Annotated in this window: 20 protein-coding genes; 3 read left to right on the top strand and 17 right to left on the bottom strand. The window is 63.4% G+C overall.

The genetic code is table 11. From position 1 onward, the window contains the following. Nucleotides 1–26 precede the first annotated feature (26 nt). Complete coding sequence (locus tag ACU8YE_RS06780; protein WP_446928374.1) at nt 27–1175, top strand: iron-containing alcohol dehydrogenase; 1149 nt, start codon at nt 27–29, stop codon at nt 1173–1175. 9 nt (nt 1176–1184) lie between these two features. Here the strand turns inward: ACU8YE_RS06780 and ACU8YE_RS06775 are convergent, their stop codons facing one another. The 12 genes from ACU8YE_RS06775 to ACU8YE_RS06720 all read right to left on the bottom strand — a co-directional run bounded on the left by ACU8YE_RS06775 (nt 1185) and on the right by ACU8YE_RS06720 (nt 15036). Continuing rightward, a complete protein-coding gene (locus ACU8YE_RS06775; RefSeq protein WP_322016717.1) occupies nt 1185–2111 on the bottom strand; it encodes an alpha/beta fold hydrolase in 927 nt (308 codons plus the stop codon). A gap of 36 nt (nt 2112–2147) precedes the next feature. Further along, nucleotides 2148–3050: an SDR family oxidoreductase gene (locus ACU8YE_RS06770; protein WP_045206327.1), complete on the bottom strand. Its 903-nt coding sequence runs from the start codon at nt 3048–3050 to the stop codon at nt 2148–2150. Nucleotides 3051–3106: 56 nt separating this feature from the next. Continuing rightward, entirely contained in the window at nt 3107–4063 is a 957-nt protein-coding gene (locus ACU8YE_RS06765; RefSeq protein WP_232042844.1) for a glutathione S-transferase family protein, read from the bottom strand. A 27-nt stretch (nt 4064–4090) separates the two neighbouring features. Next, nucleotides 4091–4939: a class II aldolase/adducin family protein gene (locus ACU8YE_RS06760; RefSeq protein ID WP_446928373.1), complete on the bottom strand. Its 849-nt coding sequence runs from the start codon at nt 4937–4939 to the stop codon at nt 4091–4093. A gap of 97 nt (nt 4940–5036) precedes the next feature. Further along, nucleotides 5037–6047, bottom strand: a complete 1011-nt coding sequence (locus ACU8YE_RS06755) for an NADP-dependent oxidoreductase (RefSeq protein WP_316871268.1) — start codon at nt 6045–6047, stop codon at nt 5037–5039. Nucleotides 6048–6092: 45 nt separating this feature from the next. Continuing rightward, nucleotides 6093–7496, bottom strand: coding sequence for a serine hydrolase domain-containing protein (locus ACU8YE_RS06750; protein WP_446928372.1), 1404 nt, complete (start codon nt 7494–7496; stop codon nt 6093–6095). Nucleotides 7497–7577: 81 nt separating this feature from the next. Continuing rightward, complete coding sequence (locus ACU8YE_RS06745; RefSeq protein ID WP_027681422.1) at nt 7578–8012, bottom strand: PaaI family thioesterase; 435 nt, start codon at nt 8010–8012, stop codon at nt 7578–7580. A gap of 32 nt (nt 8013–8044) precedes the next feature. Continuing rightward, a complete protein-coding gene (locus tag ACU8YE_RS06740; RefSeq protein ID WP_012762008.1) occupies nt 8045–8827 on the bottom strand; it encodes an SDR family oxidoreductase in 783 nt (260 codons plus the stop codon). A gap of 25 nt (nt 8828–8852) precedes the next feature. Further along, on the bottom strand, nt 8853–10721 hold the full coding sequence (locus ACU8YE_RS06735; protein ID WP_446928371.1) for an acyl-CoA dehydrogenase: 1869 nt from the start codon (nt 10719–10721) through the stop codon (nt 8853–8855). A 313-nt stretch (nt 10722–11034) separates the two neighbouring features. Beyond that, entirely contained in the window at nt 11035–12213 is a 1179-nt protein-coding gene (locus tag ACU8YE_RS06730; protein ID WP_446928370.1) for an acetyl-CoA C-acyltransferase, read from the bottom strand. A 66-nt stretch (nt 12214–12279) separates the two neighbouring features. Further along, the gene (pncA, locus tag ACU8YE_RS06725) at nt 12280–12918 is read right to left on the bottom strand and encodes a bifunctional nicotinamidase/pyrazinamidase (RefSeq protein ID WP_232042850.1); all 639 of its coding nucleotides are present in this window, start codon (nt 12916–12918) and stop codon (nt 12280–12282) included. Between the two features lie 36 nt (nt 12919–12954). Further along, complete coding sequence (locus ACU8YE_RS06720; protein ID WP_446928369.1) at nt 12955–15036, bottom strand: 3-hydroxyacyl-CoA dehydrogenase NAD-binding domain-containing protein; 2082 nt, start codon at nt 15034–15036, stop codon at nt 12955–12957. A 359-nt stretch (nt 15037–15395) separates the two neighbouring features. On the opposite strand from ACU8YE_RS06720, the gene ACU8YE_RS06715 reads away from it, so the two are divergent. Further along, nucleotides 15396–16931 (top strand): amino acid permease, encoded by a 1536-nt coding sequence (locus ACU8YE_RS06715; RefSeq protein ID WP_440075943.1) that lies wholly within the window; start codon nt 15396–15398, stop codon nt 16929–16931. A 78-nt stretch (nt 16932–17009) separates the two neighbouring features. Further along, the gene (locus ACU8YE_RS06710) at nt 17010–18536 is read left to right on the top strand and encodes an amino acid permease (protein WP_414560659.1); all 1527 of its coding nucleotides are present in this window, start codon (nt 17010–17012) and stop codon (nt 18534–18536) included. A gap of 68 nt (nt 18537–18604) precedes the next feature. Here the strand turns inward: ACU8YE_RS06710 and ACU8YE_RS06705 are convergent, their stop codons facing one another. The 5 genes from ACU8YE_RS06705 to ACU8YE_RS06685 all read right to left on the bottom strand — a co-directional run bounded on the left by ACU8YE_RS06705 (nt 18605) and on the right by ACU8YE_RS06685 (nt 23774). Beyond that, nucleotides 18605–19324 (bottom strand): ABC transporter ATP-binding protein, encoded by a 720-nt coding sequence (locus ACU8YE_RS06705; protein WP_232042854.1) that lies wholly within the window; start codon nt 19322–19324, stop codon nt 18605–18607. Further along, complete coding sequence (locus ACU8YE_RS06700) at nt 19324–20112, bottom strand: ABC transporter ATP-binding protein (RefSeq protein WP_027681415.1); 789 nt, start codon at nt 20110–20112, stop codon at nt 19324–19326. Before ACU8YE_RS06700 ends, ACU8YE_RS06705 begins: the two co-directional genes overlap by 1 nt. Further along, the gene (locus ACU8YE_RS06695; protein ID WP_260802442.1) at nt 20109–21443 is read right to left on the bottom strand and encodes a branched-chain amino acid ABC transporter permease; all 1335 of its coding nucleotides are present in this window, start codon (nt 21441–21443) and stop codon (nt 20109–20111) included. The genes ACU8YE_RS06700 and ACU8YE_RS06695 overlap by 4 nt, the downstream gene beginning before the upstream one ends. Continuing rightward, a complete protein-coding gene (locus ACU8YE_RS06690) occupies nt 21444–22391 on the bottom strand; it encodes a branched-chain amino acid ABC transporter permease (RefSeq protein ID WP_024975637.1) in 948 nt (315 codons plus the stop codon). It abuts the gene before it with no gap. Between the two features lie 126 nt (nt 22392–22517). Beyond that, nucleotides 22518–23774, bottom strand: coding sequence for a branched-chain amino acid ABC transporter substrate-binding protein (locus tag ACU8YE_RS06685; protein ID WP_232042856.1), 1257 nt, complete (start codon nt 23772–23774; stop codon nt 22518–22520). Nucleotides 23775–23855: the final 81 nt, after the last annotated feature.

The raw sequence follows: 23855 nt of genomic DNA, 5'->3' as shown, positions 1-23855 counted from the left end.
GCAGGCAAACACCCTCCGGAGACAGCATGGCCCTCATCTTTTACCTCACCCACGTTCACCTCGGTTTCGGCACCGTCAATGAGCTGAAAAGCGAATGCGCACGCGTCGGCATCCGCCGGCCGATGATCGTGACGGACAAGGGCGTGGCCGCTGCAGGGCTCGCACAGCGCGCCATTGACGCCACGGGCGGCTTGCCTGTCACCGTGTTCGACGAAACGCCTTCCAACCCGACCGAGGCGATGGTGCTGAAGGCCACCGCGCAGTACAAGGACGCCGGCTGCGACGGGCTGATCGCCATTGGCGGCGGTTCGTCCATCGACCTGGCCAAGGGCATCGCCATTGCGGCCACGCAGCCGGAGCCGCTGACCACCTACGCGACCATCGAGGGTGGCAGCACGAAGATCACCGAAGCGGCGGCGCCGCTGATTGCGATTCCCACCACGGCCGGTACCGGCAGTGAGGTGGCGCGCGGCGCGATCATCATCCTGGAAGACGGCCGCAAGCTCGGCTTCCACTCGTGGCACCTGCTGCCCAAGTCGGCCATCTGCGACGCGGAACTGACGCTGGGTCTGCCGCCCGCGTTGACGGCCGCCACCGGCATGGATGCGATTGCGCATTGCATCGAGACGTTCCTGGCGCCGGCGTTCAACCCGCCTGCGGACGGCATCGCCCTGGATGGTTTGGAGCGCGCATGGGCCAACATCGAACGCGCCACGCGCGATGGCGCCGACCGCGATGCGCGGCTGAACATGATGAGCGCATCGATGCAGGGCGCGATGGCATTCCAGAAGGGCTTGGGGTGCGTGCATTCGTTGTCGCACCCGCTCGGCGGGGTGAAGGTCGATGGCAAGACGGGGCTGCATCACGGCACGCTGAATGCGGTGGTGTTACCGGCGGTGCTGCGCTTCAACGAGACGGCAGAGACGGTGGTGCGCGACAACCGCTACGCGCGCATGCGCCGCGTGATGAACCTGCCAGCGGGCGCTGACCTCGCCCAGGCCGTGCATGACCTGACGGCGCGGCTGGGCCTGCCGACTGGCCTGCGCCAGATGGGCGTACCTGAAGAAGCGCTGGAACACGTCGTGGAAGGCGCCCTGCTCGACCATTGCCACAAGACCAACCCGCGCATTGCCACGGCGGACGACTACCGCCGCATGCTAGCGGAATCGATGTAACGCAGGCGTTCAGGAAACGAACGACCGGATCAGCGCGGCAATGCGCTCCGGTTGTTCGTGCACGACCCAGTGCGTTCCATCGGGAATGCGCTCCAGGCGCATATCGGGAATGAAGCGCTCCAGCCCGTTGAGCAGGCTTTTCGGCAGCGCCATGTCCATCTCGCCCCAGATCACGAGCGTCGGTACCTTCACGACAAACGCCTCGGGTGGCATCTGGTCGATGCGCAGCGGCGCCGTGCCCTCCGTGGGGGGGTGCAGCGGCGACGCGCGGTAATAGTTGACGCCGCCTGTCAGGCCGTGCGAGCCGCCCTCGCCCGGCTGGCTCCAGGCGGCGTGATAGCGCGCTCGAACCTCGGGCGTGAACCATTCCGCCACGGGCTGCCCCATGCCGCTGAAGAAGCCCTCAAGCTTTTCGAAATCGTTGGCGGACAGCGCCTGTTCCGAGCCCGGCTGCCTCAACCAGTTCATGTACGCCGATGAAGCCTGCTGCGCGGGATCGCTCAGCAGCGCATTCGCAAACACCCACGGGTGCGGCGAATTGACAATCACCAACCGCTCGACCAGCTCCGGATGCTGGATGGCAAGGTTCCAGCAGATCGCCCCGCCCCAATCGTGCGCCACCACGATGGCGCGCTCGTAGCCCAGCGCCGTGATGAACTGCGTCAGATCCTGCACCAGGACCTTCGGGCGATACGCATCCACCGCCGCCGGCTTGCTCGACAGGTTGTAGCCGCGCATGTCGGGCGCCACGGCAAAGTGCGTATCGCCAAACGCAGCGAGTTGCGCTTCCCATTCGTACCAGAACTCGGGAAAGCCATGCACGAACAGCATCAGCGGTGCGCCGCGCTTGCCCGCGCTGGCGTAGTGCAGCCGTGTGCCGTTGGGCAGATCGGCGAATTGCGATTCCGTGATGGCGGCAGCCGTTGCAGTGTTCATGGCGATCTCGGCGTTGTGGCAGTCGTAGAGGTGGAATTACCCGCGCAGCGCATCGACCAGACGTGCGCGCACGTCCGGCTTGCCTTCGAACGGATCAGACGGATTGCGCTGCGAGATGATGTCTTCAAAGCGATGCTGCACGGGCGCCAGCGCGTGCGGATGCGAATAGATGTAGAAGCCCGCGTTGCGGATGGCATCGAAGGTCATCTGGCCGACCTGCTCGGCGGTGACCTTGCCGGAGCTGACCGCCTTTTCCGACATGGCCCGTGAAACCAGCTGCGACTTGGTGGGCGGTGCCGTGTTCGCCAGATCCTGCGGGCGATTGCGGTCAGACTGCGTAATGCCGGTCGGCACAAAATACGGGCACAGCACCGAGCAATGGATCTGCTCGGTCACCAGGCTCAAGTCTTGATACAGCGATTCGGACAGCGCCACCACCGCGTGCTTGGACACGTTATAGATGCCCATGGCCGGCGCATTCAGCAGCCCCGCCATCGACGCCGTATTGACGATATGGCCCTCGTAGGACGGATCTTTCTTGGCGGCTTCCAGCATCAGCGGCGTGAAGATGCGCACGCCGTGAATGACGCCGTGCAGGTTCACGCCAAGCACCCAATCCCAGTCGCGCTCGGTGTTTTCCCAGATGAGGCCACCGGCGCCCACGCCGGCGTTGTTGAACAGCAGGTTGACCTTGCCGAACGCCTTGATGGCCGCATCGGCCAGCGCCTGCACGTCTTCCACCTTCGACACGTCGACACGCAGGCCAATCACTTCCACGCCCTGCGCCGAGAACTCGGCCACGGCAGCATCCAGCGCATCCTGTTGGATATCGGCCAGCACCAGCTTCATGCCCAACCCGGCAGCGTTCTTGGCGAACTCCTTGCCGAAACCCGACGCACCGCCCGTGATGACGGCCACACCGCCTGCGAATTGCTTCATACGTGTCTCACTGATGTCGTTGTAATAGGAAAGGCGATCGAGATGGCCGAGCCGTATCAGCCGGCCGCCTCGACCTTGCGCACGGCATAACCCACGCGCGGAAAATGCACGACCACCTGGCCGACGCGCGGGTCTTCGCGCAGCACGCCGACGCTATCGCGCGTGGAGACGACGAGGTCTCCTTCGACGGGATCGACGCCGTAGTCAACCGCGGCCACCGTTACGCGCGTGCCCTTGGGCAAGCCGTGGCTGTCGTCGAAGATGGCGTTCGTTTCAGTCAGCGCACGCGGTGTGGCGGCCTTGGCAACGTCCAGTGCTTCGGCGGGCGTCATCGGTTGCGCTTGGGAGTGGCCGAATGCCGCAACGCGATGCATCCATGCCACGACTTCCGGGTGCGCATCGAGAATGCCAGCCACCGCCGTCGCGCGGCGGATGAACCACAGGCAGTGATAGACGGAAAAGTCGGCCACGGTCGGCTGCTCGCCAAACAGGAAGATGCGTTCGCCTGTTGCAAACTGCCGCTCCAACTGCGCGAGAAACACCTGCAGCGTTGAGGTCGCTTCCGGCAGCGGCGTGCGCAAGCCGGTGCCGCCCACACGCATCGCCTTGCGGTCTTCCACAAAGGCCTTGACGAAGGCTTCCGGTGCATCACCGAACAGGCTCTGGAAGCCCGCCGGCTGCGTCACGAACGTTGCTGTAGCCCAGAACAGCGTCGTATCGGCCCACTGCGCCATCGAAAACACCGCTGCGGCATGGTCTGCCGGATACAGCGTCGGCGCGGGATGAATCGACTCCAGCACCTGCGCGATCAGCGCGGTATCGCAATAGATGTCCGCGCCGATCTGCAGGAACGGCGTGCGCCGGTAGCCGCCGGTGAGCGGCATCACGTCCGGCTTGGGCAGGATCACGGGCACCGTGACGGACTTCCACGGCTGGTCCTTGTAGCCGAGGATCAACCGCACCTTCTCAGAAAACGGCGAGGTGGCGTAGTGATGCAGGATCAAGTCCGTCATGCGTGCTCCAGAAATTTGCGATGCCGATCAATCGAGCAGATCGGGTTGTTCTTTGACGATGCGCGCATACAGCGGCTGGAACTGGAACCACCCCGCCTGCGCCGATCCGACGATCGAGTACGCCTGACGGGCAGCGGCATCGGAAATCGTGCGCGGTGCGTCGCCAGTGCGCGCAGCGGCGGCTTCGGCCAGCAACTGCACCTGGCAGGAGCGCTCCAATGTGATGAACCACCATGCCGCCTCGTCGACCGTCTTGCCGACCGTCAGCAGGCCATGGTTCTGCAGGATGGCGGCCTTGTTGTCGCCCAGCGCCTCTGCAATGCGCTGGCCTTCGTCCAGCTCGACCACCACACCGCCGAAATCGTCGTAAAGGGCGTGGTCGTCATAAAAGGCGCACACGTCTTGCGTGAGCGGATCGAGCTTGCGGCCGAGTGTCGACCACGCGCGGCCGTACGTGCTGTGCGAGTGCGCCGCGGCCACCGCATCGGGCCGTGCCTGATGCACGCGCGAGTGAATCGCAAACGCGGCGGCGTTGACCGGGTAATCGCCTTCGACCACGTTGCCGTGGTGATCGCAGCGGATCAGGTTCGACACCGTCACCTGGCTGAAATGCACGCCGAACGGGTTCACCCAGAAGCTGTCCTGATGCTCCGGATCGCGCGCCGTGATGTGCCCGGCCACGCCTTCGTCGAAACCGAATTTGGAGAACAGCCGGAACGCCGCAGCCAGACGCTGTTTGCGGTGCAGACGCTCTTCGGCCACGGTGGCAAATTGCGGCGGACGCGGCAGGTTGCGATAGCGGGCAGCGGCCTCGGAGCTGAGGCTGGCGGCCATGCTGTCCGGCCGCTTCGCTTGCGTGGTTTCAGGTGCGTTCATGGTGTCTCCTTCACGCGTTCGTTGTGGGTGGGGCCATTCTGTGGCGGCCCTCGCCCGGAGGACTGTCAAGCGATTGACAGTCCGCGTGCGGCTTAACTCAAACCAGCTTGACGAGTTGCTTGCCGAAGTTCTTACCCTTGAGCAGGCCCATGAACGCTTCCGGTGCGCTCGCCAAGCCCTGTGCCACGCTCTCGCGGAACTTCAGCTTGCCTTGCGCCACGAAACCGCCCAGCTCGCGCAGGGCTTCCGGCCACACGTCCATGTGTTCGGAGACGATGAAGCCCTCAATGGTCAGGCGCGACACCAGGATCAGTTGCGGGTTCTGCAGCGGCAGCGGCTGGCCATCGTAGCCGGCGATCATGCCGCACATGGCGATGCGGCCGAACGCGTTCATGCGCGAGAGCACCGCATCCAGGATCGCGCCACCGACGTTCTCGAAGTACGAATCGATGCCGTCGGGCGTCGCCTCCTTGAGCATCTTGTACAGCTCTTTCGGGTCCTTGGCGGCCTTGTAGTCGATGCAGGCGTCAAAGCCAAGCTCGTTGACCACGTAGTCGCACTTGTCCTTGCCACCGGCAAAACCCACCACGCGGCAGCCCTTGAGCTTGGCGAGCTGGCCGACCACGCTGCCGACGGCGCCCGAAGCGGCGCTCACCGCCACGGTCTGGCCCGGCTTGGGCAGCATGATCTTGTTCAGGCCATACCACGCCGTCACACCGGGCATCCCGACCGAACCCAGGTACGCCGACAGCGGAATGTGGCGCGTATCGACCTTCTGGATGCCGCGGCCGTCAGACACACCAACCTCTTGCCAGCCGAACATGCCGACGACGTTGTCGCCCACGGCAAACGACGGGTTCTTGGACGCTTCTACCACGCCCACGGTGCCGCCGATCATCACTTCATCCAGCGGCTGCGGCTGTGCATATGATTTGCTGTCGTTCATGCGTCCGCGCATGTACGGATCGAGCGACAGGAAATGGTTGCGCACCAGCACCTGGCCGTCCTGCAGTTCCGGAATCTCCACCGTTTCCAGGCGGAAGTTGTCGGGCGTTACGGCCCCTTGCGGGCGCGAAGCCAGAACGATGCGCTGATAGGTCTTCGACATGAAAAAACGCTCCTGAATATCGGATATCGGTGTTGGGTCGGGTTGTTACTTGTGTTGCATGAAGTACTCGGCTAGCGCCGCATACGCGCGGTGCGTGACCGGATCATTGGCAGCATTGGCAGCGATCGGGTGCGAGGCATAGCGCACGATCGTCATCTGGGCCACCGGATCAATATAGATGCGCTGGCCATGGATGCCGCGCGCTTCGAACGTGTGGTGGTCGTTGCTCGAAACCCACCACATGTTGCGATACGAATAGCCGGGCAGCGTCGTGTAGCCTGCCTTGGCAAACTTGGCGGGGTCGCCACCGCGGCGGATGTCTTCAATCACGCTCTTGGGCAGGATCTGCTTGCCGTTGAAGCGGCCGTCGTTGCGGATCATCTCGCCAAAGCGCGCCAGGTCGCGCAGCGTGGTGTTCAGGCCGCCGCCGCCCGATTCCGTGCCGATGCTGTCGACCGAGAAGTACGCGTCGTCCTGTGCCCCCATCGGTTGCCAGATCCGCTCGGACAACAGCGCCGCCAGCGACTTGTTCGACGCACGGCGCACGATCCACGCCAGCGTTTCAGCGTTGACGGTCTTGTACGAGAACTCCGCGTCGTGCTCGCCTTCCTTGCGCAACGTCGTCAGATAGTCGTAGAAGTTGTCGGGGCCCTTGTAGCCAGCCGGGCGCGGCAGCATGCCGCCGGCGCGAGCGTAGGCCCAGACGTCGGCGTTCGGATCGGCATAGTTTTCGGAATAACGCACGCCCACGGTCATGTCCATGACCTGGCGCACGGTGGCGTCGCCATAGGCGGTGTCCTTCAGCTCCGGCACGTACTGCGTCACCGGCGCGGCCGGATCAAGCTTGCCGTCGGCCACCAGCATGGCGGCCAGCGTGCCGACAAACGATTTCGTGACCGACATGGCAATGTGCTGCGTATGCGCATCGAGCGCGCCAAAGTAGCGCTCGTAGATCACCTTGCCCTTGTGCATGACGAGGATGCCGTCGGTGTAGGTCAGCTTGAGAGCTTCGGCAAACGTACGGCGCGTGCCGTTCGGATCGGTGAACAGAACGCCGCTGATGTCACGCTCGGCGCGCGGCAGCTTGCTGACGGGGCCGTCGCCGTGCCACACCACACGCGTCGGCACGAACTCGCGCACGTGGCTGTAGCCGTAGCGTGTGCGTGGGAACATGTTGCCCGCCAGGTCAAAGCGGATGATGCGATCGGTCGGCGGCGGGAAGCCCTGCATCCAGCCCATCTTGTTCGGGTCGGATTCGTCCGCCGTGAGAGGCTTCTGCATCGGCGGCGTCGGTGCGGGGGGGGCCTGCACCGTGGTTTTCGTGTCAGCGGCTGGTGCGGCAGCAGGCGCGGAACTCGAGGCGCATCCTTCCAGGGTCATGGTCAGTCCGGTGCAGCAAAGCAGAGTGATGGCAAGGGCAGACGCCGTGCGCCGCGCAGGTTGTTGCATGCTTGTCTCCGTGGTTGCTCTTCTTGTGTGCCGGACGCTGTCCGGTGTGCAACTGGGTACTGCAACTGCGGTGTCGCCGGGTCAGCCGTCGGCGCCCGGCTCGGGCGTGCGCGGCGGCGGCATGCGTTTGACGAACTTGAACGTGCCCGAGCTGCGTGCGACCAGCTTGTCATCCGCATCGCGCACCTCGCCTTCGCAGAAGGCCATGGTGGTGGACTGATGCACGCAACGGGCGCTCGCCTTGAGCGTGCCGCGCCCGGGCTGCATGAACGCCGTTTTCATCTCGATGGTCACCACGCCGCGGCCATGCACGTCGGCCGAACGCCCAGCCATGGCCATGGCGACGTCGAGCATCGTCATGGTCACGCCGCCGTGGGCCATTTCCCAGCTGTTCATGTGCTGGGCTTCGAGTGCGAGTTCGACCACGCCCTCGCCGTCGGCCACCTTCAGGCAGCGCATGCCGAGGAGCTTCAGGAAAGGGATGTCGATCGGAAAACCGTTGTTGTCTGCGTTCATGCTGCGTCAGAAAGAGTGAGAAGCAGCCGAAATTAGACCACGCTCACGCCGCCGTCGACAGCGAGGATCTGGCCAGTGATGTGCTTGGACGCATCCGACGCAAACAGCGCAGCCACGCCCTTGAGGTCTTCATCGTCGCCAATGCGATGCAGGGGGGATTTTTCGGTCAGCTTGTCCACACCGAGCTTTTCCAGCGAGCCGCGCGTCATCTTCGACGGGAAGAAGCCCGGCGCAATCGCGTTGACGGTGATGTTGTGCTCGCCCCACTCACCAGCCAGCGCGCGCGTGAAGTTGACCACCGCGCCCTTGCTGGTGTTGTAGGCGATCGTATCGAGCGAGCCCGGCGGATTGCCCTTCAGGCCGGCAATCGACGCCACGTTGACGATCTTTCCGTACTTGCGCGGGATCATCGAACGCTTGCCGATCTGCTGCGTGAGCAGGAACAGGCCACGGATGTTCAGGTTCATCACCTTGTCCCACGCTTCGACTGGGTGGTCTTCCGCCGGCGCGCCCCACGTCGCGCCCGCGTTGTTGACGAGGATGTCGACGTGGCCGAGCTTGGCCAGCGCCTCGTCGGCCAGGCGCTGGATGTCGGCCTCGACGGCGCCGTCGGCAGCAATCCAGTCGGCCTCGATGCCAAGCGACTTCAGGTGCGCCTGCGCCTCCTTCAGCTCATCGGCCTTGCGGGCAGACAAGACGATGCGAGCGCCCTGCTCGCCCAGTGCCTCGGCAATCTGCAGGCCAAGCCCGCGCGAGCCGCCGGTGATCAGCGCCGTCTTGCCGGAAAGATCGAAGAGGTGTTTCAGCGTACCCATGGTGTCTCCAGTGTCGTTGTCGTAGTTAGAACCAAGCGTCCTGCATGTCCAGCGTGGTCGTGTCCAGCGAGCCCAGCAGCACGATCTGCGGGTCGATTTTCGGCAGTTCCCACTGGAAGAAATAGCGTGCGGCCTGCAGCTTGCCGCGGTAGAAATCGACGTCTTCGCCCTGTGCGTTGGGCAGTGCCTTGGCGGCGGCCAGCGCCTGCTCCAGCCAGATCCACGCCACGACCACGTGGCCGAACGCTTCCAGATAAACGGAGGCATTCGCCAGCGTCACGCGCGGGTCGCCAGCGGCCCACAGCGTCTGCGTGACCTTGGCCAGTTTCTGCGTCGCCATGCCAAGCGCACGGCCGTAGCTGACCAGCGTTTCGTCGTCGGTTTCCAACGCCCGGCCGACGGTGGCCTGCACACGCTCACCCAGCGCGGCGAAGGCGGCGCCGTCCTGCATCACGACCTTGCGGCCCAGCAGGTCGAGGCCCTGGATGCCGTGCGTGCCTTCGTGAATCGGGTTCAGGCGGTTGTCGCGGTAAAACTGTTCGACGTTGTATTCGCGCGTGTAGCCGTAGCCTCCGTGCACCTGGATCGCCAGGCTGTTGGCCTCCAGGCACCACTGCGACGGCCAGCTTTTCGCAATCGGCGTCAGGATGTCGAGCAGCAGACCGAGTTTGGCGCGTTTGGCCGCGTCGGTTTCACCGCGCTCTTCATCGACGAGCTTGGCGCAATACAGGTTCAGACCGAGCGCGCCTTCCACGTAGGCCTTTTGTGCAAGCAGCATGCGACGCACGTCGGCGTGATCGACGATGCGGACCTGCGCAGAAGCGGCATCCTTGCCCGAAGGCCCGACCGGACGGCCTTGTGGGCGATTGCGCGCGTAGTCCACCGCATGCAGATATCCCGTGTAGCCAAGCATCGTTGCACCCATGCCGACGCCGATGCGCGCCTCGTTCATCATGTGGAACATGCAGGCGAGGCCCTTGTGCGGCTCGCCGACGAGGTAACCGATCGCCCCGGCGCGCGGCTGGCCGTCTGCGCCCTTGGGGCGGAACTGCGTGCCCTCGCCAAAATTCAGCAGGCAGTTGGTCGTGCCGCGATAGCCCATCTTGTGGTTCAGCCCGGCCAGCACCACGTCATTGCGCTCGCCGAGCGAGCCATCGGTATTGACGAGGAACTTCGGCACGATGAAGAGCGAAATACCCTTCACGCCGGGAATCAGCTTGCCGTCCGGGCCGGGAATCTTCGCCAGCACGAGGTGGACGATGTTGTCCGACAGTTCGTGCTCGCCGGCAGAGATCCACATCTTGTTGCCGGTCAGGCGATATTGCGCGCCGAGCGGCGATTCGCCTTCATATTCGGCGCGCGTGACGATGTCCGACAGCGACGAGCCTGCCTGCGGCTCCGACAGGCACATCGTGCCGTAGAAGCGGCCTTCCATCTCGGGCTGCACGAAGGTCTCGATTTGCGCGGGCGTGCCGTGCGCGAGCAACAGATTGGCATTGCCAATGGTCAGGAACGGGTACGAACTGGTGCCGACGTTGGCGGCCTTGAAGAAGCCGAAGCCGGCTTTTTCGACCACGGTCGGCAGTTGCATGCCGCCGCGTTCAAAGTCTTGTCCCGCAGCCATGAGGCCGGCTTTGTTGAAGGCATCCAGCGCGACCTTCACTTCGGGGATGATGTGAACCTTGTTGCCGTCGAAGTGCGGTTCTTCCTGATCGTTTTTCTTGTTGTGCGGGGCGAACAGGTCCGTTGCGATGCGCTCGCAGGTGTCGAGTGCGGCGTCGAAGGTTTCGCGGGAGTGGTCTGCGTAACGTGGAATGCGTGTGAGCGATTCGACGTTGAGCCATTCGTAAAGCAGGAAGCTGAGGTCGCGGCGGGATAGCAGTTTCGAGGACATGATGTTGGTGGTGCATCCTGTGTTTCGTGCCCTGCCGGGCCCGACTCACTTTCTTTGTCTTGCCAAAGAAAGTAAGCAAAGAAAGGCGCGCCCGAGATGGCGAAAGATTCCTTGAATTTCCGTAACCGTGCGGAGACGGGAAAAACTCGCTTCGCTCAGACAGTTTCCCGTCTTATTTCCGCCCGCTTACGAAAATTCAAGGCGCCATCTAGGGCAGGAACGGCACAAACCATGTGCGTGCATGGGCTGACACTGAAATCAGCGCTGCCAGAAACAAAACAGGCTCCCGTTTTTACTCGGGAGCCTGGCCTCTTTAGAGCACCTCGAACAGGCCGGCTGCGCCTTGGCCGCCGCCGATGCACATGGTCACGACCACGTACTTGACGCCGCGACGCTTGCCTTCGATCAGCGCGTGGCCGACCAGGCGTGCACCCGACACGCCGTACGGGTGGCCCACGGCGATGGCACCGCCGTTGACGTTCAGGCGGTCCATGGGGATGCCCAGCTTGTCTGCGCAGTACAGCACCTGCACGGCGAACGCTTCGTTCAATTCCCACAGGCCGATGTCGTCCACCTTCAGGCCGGCCTTCTTGAGCAGCTTGGGCACGGCAAACACCGGGCCGATACCCATTTCATCCGGCTCGCAACCGGCTACGGCAAAGCCACGGAACACGCCCAGCGGCTGCAGGCCCTTGGCGGCTGCGACCTTGCCATTCATGACCACCGCAGCGGATGCGCCGTCGGAGAACTGGCTGGCATTGCCTGCCGTGATGACGCCGCCCGGCACGGCCGAGCGAATTTTCGCCACGCCTTCAAGCGTCGTGTCGGGGCGAATCCCTTCGTCGGTGGAGATGGTGACTTCGCGGGTCATGAGCTGGCCGGTCTTGGCATCGGCCACGCCCATCACCGTCGTCATCGGGACGATTTCGTCGTTGAACTTGCCGGCAGCAGCAGCGGCGGCGGCGCGCTGCTGGCTTTGCACGCCGTACTCGTCCATGCGCTCCTTGGCGATGTTGTAGCGCTTGGCGACGTTCTCGGCGGTCTGGAGCATGTTCCAGTAGATTTCCGGCTTGTGCTTGTTGAGCCAGCCTTCGGTCATCATGTGGCGGTTCATTTCCTGCTGCACGCACGAGATGGATTCCACGCCGCCGGCCACGAAGATGTCGCCTTCATCGGCAATCACGCGCTGCGCGGCCATGGCGATGGTCTGCAGGCCCGACGAGCAGAAGCGGTTGACGGTTGCGCCAGGCACGGTCACGGGGCAGCCGGCACGCAGGGCGATCTGGCGCGCGATGTTGGCGCCCGTTGCACCTTCTGGGTTCGCACAGCCCATCAGGATGTCTTCCACTTCGCCCGGCTCGATCTTGGCGCGCTCGATGGCGTGCTGAACCGCATGGCCGCCCAGCGTGGCGCCGTGCGTCATGTTGAAGGCGCCCTTCCAGCTCTTGGCCAGGCCGGTACGTGCGGTGGAAACGATGACTGCTTCGGTCATGGTGTTGCTCCTCGTATCTGGTGGCGGGCGCGGCTTCGGCAGCGCCCGATGTATTCCGTTATCCGTTCAAGACAAGGTGTTCAAAACGTCCGGCGACTGCAACCGCGCGATGCCCACCTCCGTCATCTGCTGCCACGCCTGCGCAAGCGACCCGTTCAGGTCGATCGCGCGGCACGCATCCTCGATGACGGCAACTTCCAGCCCGGCGGCACGCGCATCCAGCGCTGACCACGCCACGCAGAAATCGGTGGCCAGCCCAACGCAGAACACGCGCTTGATTTCAAGCTCGCGCAGGTAGCCCAGCAGGCCGGTCGGCGTCTTGCGATCCGCTTCAAAAAATGCGGAGTAGCTGTCGATGTGCGGGTGATAGCCCTTGCGAACCATCAACTGCGCATGCGGCACGTCCAGGTTGTCGGCCAGCGCGGCGCCTGCGCTGTGCTGCACGCAGTGCACCGGCCACAGCACCTGCTGGCCGTACGGCAGATCGATCGTGCCGAACGGCTGCGTTCCCGCATGGTTGGCTGCGAACGACACGTGCTCGCGCGGGTGCCAGTCCTGCGTCAGCACCACGCGCCCGAATGCCTGGGCGAGCTGGTTGACGACCGGGACGACCTGGTCGCCTTCCGGCACGGCCAGCGCGCCGCCGGGCAGAAAATCGTTCTGCACGTCGATGATCAGCAGGCAATCGGTGGGCGTGAGTTGCATGGCGGTTGCTTAGTCGCTTGGTCCGTTAGCCCCGCATCAGCCGTTGAAGCCCTTGCCTTCGTCGGCCAGCTTCTGCAGCAGCGGCGCGACCTTCCAGGCTTCCCCGTGGTAGCCCTTGCTATAGCGGTGCATGGCTTGCGCAACGTTGTACAGGCCGACGGTGTCTGCGTAGAGCATCGGGCCACCGCGGAACAGCGGGAAGCCGTAGCCGGTCAGGTAGACCATGTCGATATCCGACGCCTTGGAGGCAATGCCCTCTTCCAGGATCTTCGCGCCTTCGTTGACCAGCGCGAACACCAGGCGCTCGACGATTTCTTCGTCCGAAATCTTGCGGCGGGTGATGCCCAGATCCTTCGAATGCTGGACGATCATGTCGTTGACCTGCTGGTTCGGATACGGCTTGCGGTCACCCGCCTTGTAGTCGTACCAGCCGCCGCCGGTCTTCTGGCCAAAGCGGCCCATCTCGCACAGCAGATCGGCGGTCTTCGAATAGACGATGTCCGGCTTGTCCACGGCGCGGCGCTTGCGGATGGCCCAGCCGATGTCGTTGCCGGCCAGATCGCCCATGCGGAACGGGCCCATCGCAAAGCCGAACTTTTCGATGGCCTTGTCGACCTGCTCGGGCAGCGCGCCTTCGTCCAGCAGGTAGCCGGCCTGGCGGCTGTATTGCTCGATCATGCGGTTGCCGATGAAGCCATCGCACACGCCGGAAACGACCGCCGTCTTCTTGATGGCTTTGGCCAGCTTCATGACGGTGGCCAGCACATCCTTGGCCGTCTCCTTACCGCGCACGACTTCCAGCAGCTTCATCACGTTGGCCGGGCTGAAGAAGTGCATGCCGACCACGTCTTGCGGGCGCTTGGTGAAGCTGGCGATCTTGTCGACGTCCAGCGTGGAGGTGTTCGATGCCAGGATCGCGCCCTGCTTGACAACTTCATCCAGCTTCTTGAACACGACTTCCTTGACGCCCATTTCTTCAAAGACGGCCTCGATGACGAGGTCGGCGTCCTTGATGTCGTCGTAGGACAGCGTCGGGGTCAGCAGGGCCATGCGCTGCTCGACCTTCTCTTGCGTGAGCTTGCCCTTCTTGGCGCTGTTCTCGTAGTTCTTGCGGATGGTGGCGACGCCGCGGTCCAGCGCTTCCTGCTTGGTTTCCAGCATCGTGACCGGAATGCCTGCATTGAGGAAGTTCATGGAGATGCCGCCGCCCATCGTGCCGGCGCCGATCACGGCAACCTTCTCCACCTTGCGCACCGGCGTGTCTTCCGGCACGTCCGGAATCTTGCTGGCGGCGCGCTCGCCAAAGAAGGCGTGGCGCAGTGCGCGCGATTCGCTCGTATTCACCAGTTCGATGAACAGGTCACGCTCGAACTTGATACCGTCGTCAAAGCGCTTTTCAACCGCGGCCTGCACGGCGTCGACGCACTTGCCTGGCGCCGGGAAGTTCTTGGCGACAGCGGCCACCGTGTTACGGGCGAATTGCAAGAAACCTTGCGGATTGTCGTGCTCGACCTTGCGATCGCGCAGCTTCGGCAGCTTGCCTTCGGCAGCAGCTTTCAGCGCGAAGTCAATGGCGCCGGCCATCAGGTCGCCTTCGATCATCTGGTCGAACAGGCCGCTCTTGGCCAGCTTTTCCGACGGAATGGCGTTGCCGGAAACGATCATGTTCAGCGCCGGCTCCAGGCCGATCGCGCGCGGCAGACGCTGCGTGCCGCCTGCGCCCGGCAGAATGCCCAGCTTCACTTCCGGCAGCGCGATCTGCGCGCCCGGTGCGGCCACGCGGAAATGGCAGCCCATCGCCAGTTCCAGCCCACCGCCCATCGCCACCGAATGGATGGCCGCCACGACCGGCTTGCTGCTCGACTCCACTGCCTTGATGACGGCGTGCAGTGTCGGCTCTTGCGTGGCCTTGGGGGTGTTGAACTCACGGATATCTGCGCCGCCCGAGAAGGCCTTGCCCGCACCGGTGATCACGATGGCCTTGACGTTGGCGTCGTCGCCCGCTTTCACCATGCCCTCGACGATGCCCAGGCGCGTGGAGTGGCCAAGGCCGTTGACGGGCGGGTTGCTGAGCGTGATGACGGCAACGCCGTCCTGGACCTTGTACTCCGCAGTCATGCTGGTTCCTTTGGTGATGCGAGGGCCGGCAGATCAGGCGCGCCGTGCCTCGCGGTTGAACTGTCTCTCAACTATCGTTTTTTTAACGCGCGGTAAGGCCGCGACTCGACACAGAATACACAAAATAGCACGGTCGTTCAATTTTTATTTTTGCGCTGCACGGCGCCGTCTGGCGGGCGATGCGACGGGCCCCGACGGGTTCAAACGCGTGTGACGCAGCATGGATTTTTTGCCCGCTGCGTGACGGTTTTGATAGAGTCGCGCATTTCGTTCGCCGGACGCCCACCAGGCGCGGGGACGCCTCGTCACATTTCGTCGATTTGATTCGCGATCCGAGCAAAATCGACCACTCTGTATCCATGTCAGAACACGCTACCCCGTCCTCAGAGACGCCGGGCTTGCGCCGCACCTTGCGCGCGCGCCATCTCACCATGATCGCCATCGGCGGGTCGATCGGCACCGGGCTCTTCGTGGCTTCGGGCGCATCGGTCTCGCAGGCAGGCCCCGGAGGCGCGCTCGCCGCCTATATCCTCATCGGGGCAATGGTCTATTTCCTGATGACCAGCCTGGGCGAGCTTGCCGCTTACATGCCCGTTTCCGGATCGTTTGCCACCTACGGCGCGCTGTATGTGGACGAAGGCTTCGGCTTCGCGCTCGGCTGGAACTATTGGTACAACTGGGCCGTGACGATTGCCGTGGAGCTGGCGGCCGCGCAGCTCGTCATGCATTACTGGTTTCCCGATGTGCCGGGCGTGCTGTGGAGCGCCGTTTTCCTCGCCATCATGTTCCTGCTCAACGCCATCTCGGTGCGCGGCTTTGGCGAGGCGGAATACTGGTTCGCACTCATCAAGGTCGTCACCGTCATCTTCTTTATCGGCATTGGCCTGGCGATGATCTTCGGGATCATGAAAGGCGGTCCGCAATCGGGCCTGCAGAATCTGACGATCGGTGATGCGCCGTTCGTCGGCGGGTTGCCGGCGATGATCGGCGTGGCGATGATCGCGGGATTCTCGTTCCAGGGGACGGAGCTGATTGGCGTGGCGGCCGGCGAATCGGCCGACCCGGCGCGCACCATTCCGCGTGCGGTCAAGCAAGTGTTCTGGCGGATCCTGCTGTTCTACGTGCTGGCCATCTTCATCATCGGCGTGCTGGTGCCGTACACCGATCCCAATCTGCTCTCGACGGAAGTGACGAACATTGGCGTGAGCCCTTTCACGCTCGTTTTCAAGCACGCAGGCCTTGCGTTTGCCGCAGGCCTGATGAACGCGGTGATCCTGACGGCGGTGCTGTCGGCCGGCAATTCGGGCATGTATGCGTCCACGCGGATGCTCTACAACCTGGCCACCGAGGGCCGCGCGCCGCGCATCTTTGCGCAACTTACCCGGAACGGTGTGCCACGCAATGCGCTGCTGGCCACGACCGCCGTCGGCGCGCTCTGCTTCTTGAGTTCGTTGTATGGCGACAAGACGGTCTACCTGTGGCTGCTGAACACCTCGGGCATGACCGGCTTCGTGGCATGGCTTGGCATTGCCATCAGCCACTATCGGTTCCGCAAGGGGCTTGTGGCGCAGGGGCATGATCCGGCGCAGTTGCCGTACCGCTCCAAGTTCTTTCCATATGGCCCGTTGTTCGCGTTTGGGCTGTGCCTGATCATCACGCTCGGCCAGAACTACCAGGCATTCACCACCGGCACCGTCGATTGGCCAGCGGTGATCGCCACGTACATCGGCATCCCGGTCTTCTTCCTGATCTGGATCGGCTACCGGCTGGTGCGCGGCGGCGGCATTGTCCGTTACCAGGACATGCACTTCCCGCGCCCGCCAGTGCTGCGCGATTCGCTGGCCGGCCAAGACCCTGGCCCCGAATTGCCGACCGTCGCAAACCGTACGCAGTAATCCCCCCCGCTCCGCCAGCCGGTTGCACAGCATCCGGCGGGCGTTTTTATTGGGGCGCCCGCTCCGGCGCCACCGGCTATGCATACACCCATCACCCCCACCGGCCTCGAAGCCCAATCCGAACTGCGCCGACGCCTGCGCTCGCGCCACCTGATGATGATCGCCCTGGGCGGCGCCATCGGCACGGGGCTGTTCGTTGCGTCCGGAGCGTCCATCGCGCAGGCTGGCCCCGGCGGCGCACTGCTGACCTACACGCTGATCGGCGTGATGGTCTATTGCCTGATGACGAGTCTTGGCGAACTGGCGGTGCATCTGCCCGTCTCGGGCTCGTTCGTGACTTACAGCCGCCTGTATGTCGAAGAAGGCTTCGGCTTTGCGCTCGGATGGAACTACTGGTTTGCGCTGGCCGTGTCCGTTGCCGTGGAACTGGCTGCCGCGCAACTCGTGATGAAGTACTGGTTCCCAGGCGTGTCGGGCATGGTCTGGAGCGCCGCATTCCTGCTGCTGATGTTTGGCCTCAACGCCTTCTCCGTGCGCGGTTTTGGCGAGGCGGAATACTGGTTCTCGATGATCAAGGTGGTGACCATCGTCGTGTTCCTGCTGATCGGCCTGGCGATGATCTTCGGCATCATGCACGGCGGGCCGCAGTCGGGTTGGCAGAACTTCACCGTGGGCGATGCGCCGTTCGTGGGCGGCGTGCCGGCCATGGTCGGCGTGGCGATGATCGCCGGGTTCTCGTTCCAGGGCGTCGAGACGATTGGCGTGGCCGCCGGCGAGGCGGAGAACCCCTCCCGCACGATCCCGCGCGCCATCCGCCAGACGTTCTGGCGCATCCTGCTGTTCTATGTGCTGGCGATCCTGATCATCGGCGTGCTGTTGCCGTACACCGACCCGAACCTGCTGCGCAATGAAGCGACGGACGTCGGCGTCAGCCCGTTTGCGCTGGTGTTCCAGCATGCGGGCCTTGCGTTTGCGGCTGGGATGATGAATGCGGTGGTGCTGACCGCGCTGCTGTCGTCCGGCACGTCGAGCCTCTATGTGTCGACGCGGATTCTGTACGACCTGTCGCTTGAAGGTCAGGCGCCGCGCTGGTTTGCCAAGGTGTCGGCCAACGGCGTGCCGCACCGCGCGCTGCTGGCCACGTCGGCGGTTGGCGCACTGTGCTTCTTCAGTTCATTGTTTGGCGACCAGGTGGTCTACCTGTGGCTGCTGAATACGTCTGCGGTCACGTGCTTCATCGCCTGGTTCGGCATTGCGCTGGCGCACTACCGGTTCCGCAAGGGGTTCACGAGCCAGGGGCATTCCGTGGCGCAACTGGCGTATCGGTCGCCGTTTTTTCCATTCGGGCCGATCATGGTGGCGATCCTGTGCGTGGTGATCATTCTTGGGCAGAATACCAAGGCGCTGTTTGCGCCGGTCGACAACTTCGGCGCCTTCATCGCAACGTATTGCGGCGTGATTCTGTTCGTGGTGATCTGGCTGGCTTACCGCTGGAAGTTCAAGACGCGGTTTGTGAAGTACTCCGAGATGCAGTTCAGCGCCGAGCATCTGCAGCAGGCCAAGGCGACCACGGAAGCCTCAGCGGCGGGCACAGTCGTCAACTGACTGTCAGAAAAAAGCCCGCACGGTTGTCCATGCGAGCCATCTGTACGCCGTGGATCGACCTGCGGCGTTTAAACCTCCAGCCACTCCTGCCGGACCTTCGCATCGGCTTTCAACTGCTGGGGCGTCCCCTCAAACACGATCTGACCGTGCCCCATCACATACACCCGCTGTGAAATGTCGAGGGCAATGGCCAGTTTCTGCTCCACCAGGAGCACGGAGATCCCCCGCTCCTTGAGCGTCTTCAAATACTCGCCGACAAGCGTCACCACCAGCGGCGCAAGACCCTCCGTCGGCTCGTCGATGATGATGAAGTCGGGGTCCCCCATCAGCGTGCGGCACAGCGTCAGCATCTGCTGCTCGCCGCCTGACAGCACACCCGCAGCCGTGTTCTCGCGCTCCTTCAAACGCGGGAACATCTGATACATGTCTTCCACCTGCCAACGCGGCTTGGGCTGACTGGGGTTGCGTTTCTCGCCAAGCAGCAGGTTCTGCCGCACCGTCAGCGTGGGGAAGATGTCGCGGTTCTCGGGCACATAGCCGATGCCCTTGTGCGCGACTTCAAAGGTTCGCAGGCCGCTCACGCTTTTGCCGCGCAGCAGGATTTCGCCTTCGTGCCGGACCATGCCCATGATGGACTTGGCCAGGGTCGAACGCCCCACGCCATTGCGCCCGAGTAGCGCAACGATCTCGCCCTCGCCGACGTGCATGTCGACGCCGTGCAGGATGTGGCTCTTGCCGTAGTACGCGTGCAGGTCGCGCACCTCCAACATCGGAGTATTCGTTGCCATCAATGCGCTCCTGCAGGTTCGTCCAGCGTGGTGCCGAGGTAGGCCTCTTTCACGCGGCGGTTATTGCGAATGGCTTCGGGCGTGTCGGTGGCGATCACTTCGCCATAGACGAGCACCGAGATGCGGTCGGCCAGGCCAAACACCACGCTCATGTCATGCTCGACCATCACCAGCGTCTTGCCGACCGTGACCTTGCGGATGAGGTCCACCGCGTGGTCGGATTCAGATCGGCTCATGCCGGCGGTCGGCTCATCCAGCAGGATCACGTCGGCACCGCCCGCAATGGTGATACCGATTTCCAACGCCCGTTGCTCGGCGTAGGTCAGCAGGCCCGCGGCGGCGTCTCGCCGATGTGTCATGCCGATCTGCTCGAGCACTTCTTCAGCGCGCTCGCGTGCGTCACGCAGCTCGGCCAGCTTGTGCCAGAACGAATATTTGTAGCCGAGCGACCAGAGCACCGCGCAGCGCAGGTTCTCGAACACCGACAACCGATGAAAGATGTTGGTGATCTGGAAGCTGCGCGACAGGCCCTTGCGGTTGATCTCAAACGGCGCCAAACCGCTGATCTCTTCGCCGTTCAAGCGCACGCTGCCCGAGCTCGCCGGAAAGCGGCCCGAGATCAAGTTGAACGTGGTCGACTTGCCAGCGCCGTTCGGGCCGATGAGCGCATGGCGCTCGCCCTTGCCAATGGTGAGGTTGACCCCTCGGATGATTTCCGTTGCGCCAAAGCGCTTGCGAACATCGCGCAACTCGAGCGCAGCGGTCGGCCCAGATGTCGGTTGGCTCATGGTTGCGGCTCCTGCAATGCGTGATCCCAAGCGGTGCGCAGCTTGCCAGCCGCGGCACGCAGGCCGAAGGCGCCCACCAGCCACAGCACGGCGGTAACGATCCACGGCTTGAAGGTATTCGGTTCGACAGACAGGCCAAACAGCGTGGCCACGCCACCCGAGGCGTCGTCCTGCACGGCGTAGATCATTTCCACCGTGGAAATCAACGCAACCAGCAGGATGATGGTCGGCACGATCGCCACACCGTAAGCCGGCAGCAGCGTCTTGAGCTTGCCGCGTCGAAGGATCGGCAGGTGCATGACCAGAAGACTGGCGATGCCGCCCGGCGCGTACATGACCATCAGCACAAAGAACAACCCCAGGTACAGCAGCCACGCCTTGGTGATGCCCGACAGCGCCACGGTAAAGAACACCGTGAGCACCGCGCCGATGATCGGCCCGAAGAAGCTGCCCATGCCGCCAATGAAGGCCGCCAGCAGCACCGAGCCCGAGCGCACTGCCGACACGTTCTCGGCCGTCACGATCTCAAAGTTGATGCAGGACAGTGCGCCGGCAATGCCCGCGAAAAACGCGGACAGGATCACCACCAGAAAGCGCACGCGCTGCGTGTTGTAGCCGATGAACTCCACACGCTCGGGGTTATCGCGCACGGCGTTGGCGATGCGGCCCAGCGGCGTCTGCGTCCACGCATACATCAGCGCCATCGAAATCAGGCACCACGCGGCGATCAGGTAATACACCTGGCGCCCCGGCCCGAACGTCACGCCAAACAGCGCGTCGCCGATGCTGCGGTTCGTGGAGACACCGCCCTCGCCACCAAAGAAGTCCGGAAACATCAACGCGCTGGCAAACACCATCTCGCCGATACCGAGCGTGATCATGGCGAACGTCGTGCCGGCCTTCTTGGTGGTGACGTAGCCGAAGATCACGCCGAACAGCGCGCCGCCCAGGCCGCCCGCAATGGGCAATAGCGCAACGGCGAGCGGACCGCCGATGCCCAGTGTCTGCATGGCGCCGATCTTGTTGAGCGCGTGCACAGCCATGAAGGCGCCCAGGCCGGCGTACACCGCATGCCCGAACGACAGCATGCCGGACTGGCCAAGCAGCATGTTGTACGAGAGCGCGAAGATGATCATGATGCCCATCTGCGAGAGCAGCGTGATGGCAAAACCCTGCGGCCAGATGAGCGGCAGCACGATCATTACCAGCGCGGTGGTGCCCCAGAGCAGCCAGCGAGCAAGATTGACCGGCTTGAACTTCATCGTCCGCGCTCGATCGTTGGCCGGCAGCGCGGCTTGTTGTTGCGCTTGTTGGTGCATGGTGCGTTCCATTTAGCTCTCCCGCGTACCCATCAGCCCGCGCGGGCGGAAAATCAGCATCAGCACCAGCAGCAGATACGGCAGCACCGGTGCGACTTGCGCAATCGTCAGGTTCCAGACAGAGATGAGCGGCACGTCCGGATTGAGCGTGACGCCGATCTTCTCCAGCACGCTCGTCACTGAGATATCAAGCGTGACGGCAAAGGTCTGGATGCAGCCGATCAGCAGCGACGCGATGAACGCCCCCACCAGAGACCCCATGCCACCCACGACCGCCACCACGAAGACGATGGAGCCGACCGCTGCCGCCATCGATGGCTCGGTCACGAACGCATTGCCGCCAATCACGCCCGCCAAGCCGGCCAGCGCACAGCCGCCGCCGAACACCAGCATGAACACGCGCGGCACGTTGTGGCCCAGCGCTTCGACCATGTCCGGATGCGTCAGCGCGGCTTGAATGACGAGCCCGATACGCGTGCGCGTGAGCAGCAGGAAGATGCCAACCAGCATCAGCAGCGACACCAGCATCATGAAGGCGCGGTACTTGGGGAACGACGAGGTGAACAGCGTGAACAGCGGGCCATCCAGTGCGTCCGGCACGCGGTACGCCACGGCGGGCAGGCCCCATACCAGCTTCACGCCTTCTTCAATCAGATAGGCCAGACCGAAGGTAAACAGCAGTTCGGCGACATGGCCATAGCGGTGCACCGTGCGCAGGCCGTAGCGCTCGACCACGGCGCCCAGCGCACCCACGAGCAGCGGTGCCACGATCAGCGCGGCCCAGAAGCCGAGATAGCCGCTCACGACATAGGCGAAATACGCGCCCAGCATGTAGAAGCTGGCATGCGCAAAATTGAGAACACCCATCATGCTGAAGATCAGCGTCAGGCCCGAAGACAACATGAACAGCAACAGCCCGTAGCTGATGCCGTTCAAGAGATTGATGACTAGAAATTCCACGCTGCAGCCCTTCCAGCAGATTCGGCGGAGCATGGGACGCACGCATCAATGCGTGGCCCATGGACTCCGTTTAAAACATCGCCGCACGATAGCATCGGGCAGCCCTTCGGCACACTACCCGCGCCCTTACTGCGGACGCTTCATCTGGCAGGAGGTCGGCTGCGACGCGACGTACTGATCGAGCACAGCGTCGGTCTTCCAGCCGTAGCCGGTGTTTTCCTGGTCGAACTTGACGTTCTTGCCGTTCGTCTTTTCCCAGGTGGCGATGTAGAGCGGCTGCTGGCCCTGGTGGTCAGACGCGCGCATCTCGAAGGTGCCGTTCAGGCTGTCGACTTTCATGCCTTCGAAGGCCTTGGCAACCTTGGCGGGTTCGACAGACTTGGTCTGCTTGATGGCCTTGGCCAGCATGGCGATGCCGGTATACGAGGCCATGAGGTAGTAATCGTCGTTGTACTTCTTCTTGTAGCCCTCGACGATATCGGCGCCCTTGAAGCCGTCGTTGTTGACGTTCCAGTAGCCCACGTACTTCACGTGATCTGCGCCTGCAGAACCCATAGCTGTCGGCACGCCCGTGGTCGAGGCGTAGTACGTATAGAAGTTCGCGTTCAAGCCTGCATCCTTGCCGGCCTTGATCAGCAGGGCCAAGTCGCTGCCCCAGTTGCCGGTGATGACGGTATCGGCACCCGACGACTTGATCTTCGACACGTACGGCGAGAAGTCCTTCACCTGCGCCAGCGGGTGCAGGTCTTCACCCACGATCTCGATGTCCGGACGCTTGCGCTTGAGGTATTCCTTGGCCGCACGCGCCACCTGATGGCCGAACGAATAGTTCTGGTTGATCAGGTAGACCTTCTTGACCTTGGGATCCTTCGCCAGGAAGCTGGTCAGCGCTTCCATCTTCATGTCGGAGTTGGCGTCCAGGCGGAAGTGCCAGTAATTGCACTTGCTGTTCGTCATATCCGGATCCACCGCAGCGTAGTTCAGGTAAACGATTTCCTTGCCCGGATTACGCTCGTTGTACTTGGCCACGGCATCTTCCAGCGCCATGCCGACGCTCGAGCCATTGCCCTGCACGATGTAATGGATGCCCTGATCGGCCACCTGCTTGAGGGCCGTCAGGCTTTCCTGCGGCGAGAGCTTGTTGTCAAAGCCCACCACTTCGAACTTCGTGCCGTCGCCGGCCCAGTTCTTCTGCGTGGCGAGATCGGCGATGTACTGCCAGCTGCGCAACTGGTTCTGGCCCAGCGCACCCATCAGGCCGGACAACGGATCGATCCAGGCGATCTTCACGGTTTCGGCGGCGGACGATGCAGTGGGCAGGACTGCCCCACCGATTGCCGCAACACATGCAACAGCCACAACCAACGGACGGAACTTCGTCATGCGTGTCTCCTTCATGTGGTGGAGCCGCCGGCGAGTCACTCTCCGCGTGCCTCTGGTGGGCGTGCGGCTGCTTGCGTCTCC

This window comes from Ralstonia sp. VS2407 (assembly GCF_052950655.1).
The sequence above is the reverse complement of the archived record's forward strand: the minus strand, read 5'-3'. Positions and strand labels throughout refer to the sequence as shown.